The 5,335-nt window shown below is 77.0% G+C and carries 6 protein-coding genes; 4 read left to right on the top strand and 2 right to left on the bottom strand.

Features of this window, described 5'->3' with window-relative positions:
- The 4 genes from PYV61_RS20445 to PYV61_RS20430 form a co-directional block, all read left to right on the top strand.
- Positions 1-510, top strand: a 510-nt coding sequence (locus PYV61_RS20445; RefSeq protein ID WP_275835089.1) for a hypothetical protein, incomplete at its 5' end; no start/stop codon positions are given.
- Positions 511-529: 19 nt separating this feature from the next.
- The gene (locus PYV61_RS20440) at positions 530-1,084 is read left to right on the top strand and encodes a GNAT family protein (protein WP_275835087.1); all 555 of its coding nucleotides are present in this window, start codon (positions 530-532) and stop codon (positions 1,082-1,084) included.
- 5 nt (positions 1,085-1,089) lie between these two features.
- On the top strand, positions 1,090-1,659 hold the full coding sequence (locus PYV61_RS20435) for a DUF1990 domain-containing protein (protein ID WP_275835085.1): 570 nt from the start codon (positions 1,090-1,092) through the stop codon (positions 1,657-1,659).
- A 163-nt stretch (positions 1,660-1,822) separates the two neighbouring features.
- Positions 1,823-2,098, top strand: a complete 276-nt coding sequence (locus PYV61_RS20430; RefSeq protein WP_275835083.1) for a hypothetical protein — start codon at positions 1,823-1,825, stop codon at positions 2,096-2,098.
- Positions 2,099-2,117: 19 nt separating this feature from the next.
- On the opposite strand, the gene PYV61_RS20425 is transcribed toward PYV61_RS20430, so the two are convergent.
- Positions 2,118-3,641 carry an FAD-dependent oxidoreductase gene (locus tag PYV61_RS20425; RefSeq protein ID WP_275835082.1) on the bottom strand — a complete coding sequence of 508 codons (1,524 nt, stop codon included), beginning with the start codon at positions 3,639-3,641 and terminating at the stop codon, positions 2,118-2,120.
- Positions 3,642-3,828: 187 nt separating this feature from the next.
- The coding region (locus tag PYV61_RS20420; RefSeq protein ID WP_275835080.1) for a prolyl oligopeptidase family serine peptidase at positions 3,829-5,335 on the bottom strand (1,507 nt) is incomplete at its 5' end.

The raw sequence follows: 5,335 nt of genomic DNA, 5'->3' as shown, positions 1-5,335 counted from the left end.
GGGGCGGCGGCCGCGTGGTTCGTGGCGCGCGACGCCGCGCGGTGGCCGCGCGCGGCGGCGCTGGCGCACGAGGCGCCGCTGGTGGCGCTCGACGGCGACCCGTTCAAGGCGCTGTGCTACGGCTGGATCGACGCCGACGACGGGCGCCCCGCCCCCTCGGCCGCGCTGCCGCCGCTGCGCTACGCCGTCGACCGCGGCGCGCTCGAGTTCCCCGACCTCGGCGACCTGCTCGGCGCGCCCGAGGCCGAGCTGCGCGCCCGCCGCGCCGGCGACCCGACGCGCACGCGGCGCCACTTCGAGACGCACCTGCGGCTGGTCGCGCCGCAGCGGCGGTACTTCGTGGCGCTGCGCGAGGCGATGCCCGGGCGCGTCGTGCTGCTCCCCACCGACGACCGCGACGGGCTGCCGCGCGCCGTGCGCGACGCCCTCGCCGCGCTGCCGCCGGGCGCGCCCGACCACGCGCGCCTGCTCGCGCACGCGGCGGCGTGGATGGCGGCGCACGCCCCCTGACGCCCCCCACGCCCCGCGCATGCTCCCCGCGATCCTCGAGTGCCGCGCGTGCGTGCTCCGCCCCTGGCGCGCCGACGACCTCCCCGCGCTGCTGCGCCACGCCGACGACCGCGACGTCGCGCGCAACCTCCGCGACCGCTTCCCGCACCCGTACACGGCCGCCGACGGGGAGGGGTGGCTCGCGCACGTCGCCGGCGACCCGCCGCGCGAGGGGGCGTGGGCGGTCGACGTCGGGGGCGAGGCGGTCGGCGGGATCGCGCTCCACCGCGGCGACGACGTCGCGCGGCTCTCGGCGGAGATCGGCTACTGGCTCGGCCGCGCGCACTGGGGGCGCGGCGTGATGACCGAGGTCGTGGGGCGCGTGACCGACGCCGCGCTCGCCGAACCCGACCTCGTGCGGCTGCACGCGCCGGTGTTCGCGTGGAACGCCGCGTCGATGCGCGTGCTGGAGCGCAACGGCTACGTGCGCGAGGGGGTGATGCGGCGCGCCGGCGTCAAGGACGGCGTGGTGATGGACCAGGTGCTGTACGCCCGCACGCGCGAGTCGCCGCACCCGTACGTCGCCGCGCCGTAGCGCCGGTGCCCTTCCGCCTGTCCCGGCCGGGCGACCGCGACGTCGCCGCCTTCCTCGCCGCGCAGCGCGACGCGCCGTTCTCGTACGCGGAGGTCGGGGCGTCGCGCGACGGCCCCGCGCCGCCGGGGTACGTCGTCGACCACCGCCGCGTGCGGCTCGGCGACGGGGCGGCCGCGTTCGCGCGCGCGGTGGCCGCGCTGCGCGCGTGGCGCATGACCGCCCTCGGCTGGGCGCACGTCCACCCGGCGGGCGCGCCGCAGGCGCCCGGCGCCGTGGTTGCCGTGGTCGTCCGGCATCACGGCGTCTGGTCGCTCCACGCCTGCCGCGTCGTGTACGCCGTCGACGAGTCGCGCCGCGCCGGCTTCGCGTACGGCACGCTGCCGGCGCACGCCGCCGCCGGCGAGGAGCGCTTCCTGGTTGAGCGGGACGCGGACGACGCCGTGTGGTACGACCTGCGCGCCTTCTCGCGCCCGGCGCACCCGCTCACGCGGCTCGGCCGCCCGCTCGCGCGCCGGCTGCAGCGGCGCTTCGGGCACGACTCCGCGGAGGCGATGCTGGCGGCGATCCGTCCGTGACGCCACGCAACGGCCGTCCATACCGTCAGACGGGCGCTGCCGTACATATCCCGAAACGAGGCCGTAAGCCCAACAAATACAACGATTTGGCGACCCGCCCCCTGGGCGGGCGGTTGGATGCCATCGTGCCATACCCCTCGGCGACCTTTCCAAGGAGACCGAGATGGCCCGTTGGTTCGTCGATGCCCGTGGGATCGAGTGGGAGGTGTGGGAGATCCGTCCGCGCGACGTCCCCGCCGACGCGCCCGCCGCGGGCGCGGTCCTGACCAGCTGGCTGTGCTTCGAGAGCGCGACGCACCGCCGCCACCTGTCGCGCTACCCGGCGCACTGGGAGACGCTCGCCGAGGCGTCGCTGGCCGCGCTGTGCGACGGCGCGCGCCCGCAGCCGCCGTTCGACGCCGGCGAGCGGCCGCTGTTCGGCGTCGAGGCGTGGTGGTGAGGCCGGCGGCGGCGGCGCGTCAGCCGAGCGCCGCCTCCATCCGCCGCTCGGCGGCGAGGCCAGCGCGGTCGCGCCCCACCGTGACCGTCGCCAGCGCGCGCCCGCCGTCGACGTAGCGCACCTCGGCGTCGCCCGCGGCCAGGTCGCCGTCGACCTCGACGCGGTCCCACCGCTCGGCGTGCCCGACGTACTGCAGCACCGCGTCGTGGTGCGCGCTCCAGAAGAACGGCACCGCGTCGAAGCGCGCGCCGTCGCCCAGCACGTCGCGGGCGGCGGCGCGCGCCTGCCGTTCCGCCACCACCCAGTGCTCGACGCGGATCGCGGCGCCGGTGTGCGGGTCGGGCCAGCGCGCGATGTCCCCCACCGCCCACACGCCGGGCGCGCTCGTCACCAGCCGCTCGTCGACGACCACCCCGCGGTCGAGCGCGAGCCCCGCGCCCTCGGCCAGCCCGAGGTTCGGGCGCACGCCGACGCCGGCGACCACGAAGTCGGCGCGCAGCAGCGTGCCGTCGTCGAGGCGCACGCCGTCGGCCTCGGTGGCGACGGGCTTCCGCTCCAGGTGGAAGGTGACCCCCTTCGCCTCGTGCACGCCGCGGATCCAGTCGCCGACCTCGGCGCCCAGGACGCGCTCGAGCGGGCGCGCCTCGGGGGCGACGACGTGCACCGCGATCCCGCGCGCGGTGAGCGACGCGGCGACCTCCAGCCCGATGAAGCTGGCGCCGATCACCACCGCGCGGCGCGCCGGCGCGCGGTCGGCGGCGGCGATGATGGCGCGGCTGTCGGCGAGCGAGCGCAGCGTGAGCAGCGGCCGCGCCTCGTGCGTCGGGATGGGCAGGCGCACCGGCGACGCGCCGGTCGCGAGGATGCAGGCCTCGTACGTCGCCTCGCCGCCGTCGGCGAGCAGCACGCGGCGCCCCCGCGGGTCGAGCGCGCCGACGCGCGTGCGGCGCAGCGTGATCCCGCGCTCGGCGAGCTGCGCGGCGGAGCGCAGCGTCACCCACTCCTCGGGCGCGTTCCCCGCGAGGTAGTCCTTCGACAGGTTGGGGCGGTCGACGGCGGCGTCGGGGTCGTCGTCGAGGATCGTGACCGGCCCCTCGTACCCGGCGTCGCGCAGCGTCTCGGCGGCGGCCACCCCGGCCGCGCCGGCGCCGACGATCACCACCGACGCGGGGCCGCGGGCCCGGCGCGCGGGCGGGGGCGGCGCCTCGACGCGGTGCGCGACGCGCACGGTGCCGCCCTGCTCCTCGACCTCCCAGCACGGGAGCGGCGACAGCGCGGGCGGCCGGTCGACGGCGCCGGTGCGCAGGTCGAACGCCGCGTGGTGCCACGGGCAGCGCACCGTGTGCCCGACGACCATCCCCTCGGCCAGCGGCGCGCCGTAGTGCGTGCACGTCGCGCCGACGGCGTGGCAGCGCCCCTCGATGCGCGTGAGCAGGACGGCGTCGTCGCCGACGCGGCCGGCCAGCGGGACGCCCTCGGCGAGGTCGGCGGCGGGGACGCCGGCGGCGAGGTCGGGGCCGGACGGGGGCGGGGCGTCTGCCATGGGCGTGTCGTGTGGAGGGAGTCTCGGGCGAAGCTGCGGGTGCGGGCGCGCGCGGTCAACGCGGCACGTCCGCCGGCGGTGCCCCCGCGGACGTCTCCCCGCACGACCCGCCTTCGACAGGATCGACAGGAAACCGGGGGAGAGACTCACGGCTGAAGTCTCTCCCCCGGTTTCCCGTCGATCCTGTCTACTGCTTTTCCGATGTGGTTGAGACCGCGCCCGCTGGGGTATTCCCCTTCACGTAGCGGTCGAACCAGTCGATCCACCGCGCCCACAGGTCCAGCGTGTTCTCGAGCGACCGCGGCGTGTGCGACTCGTACGGGTAGACGTACAGCGCCGACGTCTTGCCGAGGCTCGTCAGCGCGTGCATGAAGCGCTCGGACTGCAGCGGCCACGTCCCCGTGTTGTTGTCGTCGCCGCCGTGGTAGAGCAGGATCGGCGCGCGGATCTGGTCGGCCTTGAAGTACGGCGACATCTCCATGTACGTCTCGTTCGCCGACCAGATGCTGCGCGACTCGGCCTGGAAGCCGGTCGGGGTGAGCGAGCGGTTGTAGGCGCCGTCGCCGGCGATGCCGGCCTTGAAGAACGGGGTGTGCGCGAGGAGGTTCGCGGTCGCGAACGCGCCGTAGCTGTGCCCCCCGTGCCCGACGCGGTCCATGTCGACCACGCCGAGGCGGTCGACCGCGCGCATGGCGCCGTACATCGCGTCGACCATGCTGGCGATGTACGTGTCGTTGTAGTTCTCGCCGACGATCGGGATGTCGGGGTAGACGAGCGCGTAGCCCTGCGTCAGCCACAGCTCCGACCAGCGCAGCCAGGTGAGGTGCGGGAAGGCGTTCCGGTTGCGCGCGCGGACCGCGGCGCGGCGGTAGCCGTCGGCGGTGGTGAACTCGCGCGGGTACGTCCAGAAGATCGCCGGCACCTTCTGCCCGTCGCGCGCGCCCGGCGGCAGCGACACGTTCCCGTGCACCTCCAGCCCGTCCTGGCGGCGGAAGGAGAAGTCGACGCGGCGCGCCGAGGCCAGCTCGGGGAACGGGTTGGCGTTGCGCGTCAGGTTGACCGGCTGCTCGCCGCGCGCCCACAGGTACGAGTCGGGGAAGAGCGTGCGGCTCTCGCGCGCCACCACCAGCCGGCGCAGCTCCGGGTCGAGCGCGGCCAGCGGGCGCTCCCACGCGTCGGCCGCCCCCTCGAACACGCGGGCGCGCGACGTGTCGGCGAGCGACACGCGGTCGACGAACGGGCGCGGGCGGAAGTCGGGGCGCAGCCCGTCGCCGCGCAGGTACGGGTCGCCGGCCGGCGAGGTGAGCGCGAACGCGACGCCGTTGGGCGTGCGCTCGGTCCACAGCGCGCCGGGGAAGGTGAAGAGCGAGTCCGGGTGGTGGAAGCCGACCACGACGCGGCGCGCCGGCGGCGCCGAGTCGGCGCGGGTGCGGTCCCAGTAGGCGACGGCGCGGCGACCGGCGCGCGTCACGGTGCCGAACACGCGCGTCCCCGCGCGGTCGAACGCCACGTCGGCGACCGGGTCCTCGCTGGCGGCGAGCACGCGCGCGCGCGCCGTGTCGAACGGCGCCGCCAGCAGCACCACCTGGTCCCCCTGCCCGACGCGCTTGAGGTACGTCAGCCCCCCGCCGGCCGGGTGCCACGCCAGCGCGCGCAGCCCGCCCACGCCGCCCCCGCCGCCGCCGCCGCCAGCA

Origin of the sequence: Roseisolibacter sp. H3M3-2, from assembly GCF_029211165.1 — a bacterium.
In the GTDB taxonomy this organism is placed as follows: domain Bacteria; phylum Gemmatimonadota; class Gemmatimonadetes; order Gemmatimonadales; family Gemmatimonadaceae; genus Roseisolibacter.
The sequence above is the reverse complement of the archived record's forward strand: the minus strand, read 5'-3'. Positions and strand labels throughout refer to the sequence as shown.

Bases quoted from the DNA above. Each gene is read 5' to 3' on its own strand.
- PYV61_RS20425 (WP_275835082.1), bottom strand. From the start codon at position 3,641: ATGGCAGACGCCCCGCCCCCGTCCGGCCCCGACCTCGCCGCCGGCGTC.
- PYV61_RS20440 (WP_275835087.1), top strand. From the start codon at position 530: ATGCTCCCCGCGATCCTCGAGTGCCGCGCGTGCGTGCTCCGCCCCTGG.
- PYV61_RS20430 (WP_275835083.1), top strand. From the start codon at position 1,823: ATGGCCCGTTGGTTCGTCGATGCCCGTGGGATCGAGTGGGAGGTGTGG.